Here is a 1,126-nt window from a genome sequence, read left to right as displayed (position 1 = left end):
GGTATTACCTATGACAAGATGGGTAATATCAAGACATTGACCCGCAATGGTTGGCAGAACGGCAGCTATGTCGATATGGATGTGCTGGACTATGACTATGACACTGGAAACAAGTTGCTCAAGGTAAAGGATGATGGCAATGACAACTATGGTTTTATTGACAGGACCGACCAGGCAGTAGAGTTTACCTACGATGCGAACGGGAACCTTTTAACGGATACCAACAAAGGGATCACGGGTACCCAGTGGAACCATTTGAACATGCCGACAAACATTACAGTGAACAATCCGCAGCATAATGGTACAATAAGCTATGTATATTCCGCGGCCGGTATCAAGGTTCAGAAAACCGTCAACGATAACGGGAACATTACCGTAACGGATTACGCGGGGCCATATCAGTACGTGAATGGAACTTTGGAGTTCATCCGGAATATTGAGGATGGCTATGTCTATCCCAAAAATGATGGGAGCTATGGGTACATGTACTACTATACTGACCAGTTGGACAATATCCGTTTAATGTACAGTGATGCCGATGGTAATGGTACTATAGACCCCGCTACGGAAATCGTTAAGGAGGAACATTTTTACCCCTTTGGGATGAAATTGGAAGGCTTCAACGGGTTCGTAGAAGCCGTGGGAAGTGATTTTCATAAGTATGATTATCAGAATCAGGAGCGTCAGGGCGAGCTTGGACTGGACTGGTTGCAGTTCAAGTACAGGATGCACGACCCCGCTACTGGAAGATTTGTAAGTGTTGACCCGTTGGCAGATAGTTATGTACACAACGCCACATATGCCTTTGCTGAGAACAAGGTTATCATGTTCAACGAACTGGAAGGGTTAGAGATTACCCTTAATAAGTTCCAAAGGATGAGCTATGAAAATAAATCCTGGTTGGGCAAGGCAACTACATTTGTGGGCAATGCAGGTATTAGCGTTGCCAACGGAGCTATAGATCTGTTCAACTATGCCGGTGACCTTGACAGGGCTGATCAGGCCTCAGGAGGTTTTGGTCAGGGCGCAGGTGCAAAGGTCGCCAGTGATGCAAGTGCGGTAGCTGGTGCCGTTTCAGATTATGCTCAAAATACAAGTTTAGAGGAGTTTGGGGCAGACTTAAAAG

General features: G+C 45.8%; 1 protein-coding gene. It reads left to right on the top strand.

Going from position 1 to position 1,126, the window contains the following annotated elements:
* Nucleotides 1-114: 114 nt before the first annotated feature.
* Nucleotides 115-1,126, top strand: a 1,012-nt coding sequence (locus WAO84_RS17140) for an RHS repeat domain-containing protein (RefSeq protein ID WP_340067369.1), incomplete at its 3' end; no start/stop codon positions are given.

This window comes from Ascidiimonas aurantiaca, assembly GCF_037646345.1.
Lineage (GTDB): Bacteria > Bacteroidota > Bacteroidia > Flavobacteriales > Flavobacteriaceae > Ascidiimonas > Ascidiimonas aurantiaca.
Note: the sequence above shows the minus strand (reverse complement) of the source record. Positions and strands in the feature narration are given on the sequence as shown.